Raw genomic sequence first — 241 nt, forward strand, 5'->3', positions numbered from 1 at the left:
CGACAGCTCATCCAGCAACTTTTGCTCGCGCTTGTCCTCAATCGCCCGCGCTTCGTCGATATAGCGCTGCACCAGCTTGCGCAGGCCCTCGACCCGGGCAAACGCCTGCTGCCAGCTTTCGCGGGCCTTCTCAAGGTTGTTCTGGTGCCAGGCCAGGCTTTGGCGCTGTTGGGCGACTGCCGTCTCCAGCTGGTTGAGAAAGCCCTGATAGCCCATCAACCACTGGCCGGACACCCCCTGG

Annotated in this window: 1 protein-coding gene; it reads right to left on the reverse strand. The window is 63.1% G+C overall.

Annotated elements, in window-relative coordinates:
* Positions 1–241 (reverse strand): flagellar export protein FliJ (gene fliJ, locus SB764_RS44125; RefSeq protein WP_410867328.1); only part of this gene is annotated, 241 nt, incomplete at both ends.

The organism is Paraburkholderia sp. SIMBA_027, assembly GCF_046535315.1.
GTDB classification, from domain to species: domain Bacteria; phylum Pseudomonadota; class Gammaproteobacteria; order Burkholderiales; family Burkholderiaceae; genus Paraburkholderia; species Paraburkholderia tropica.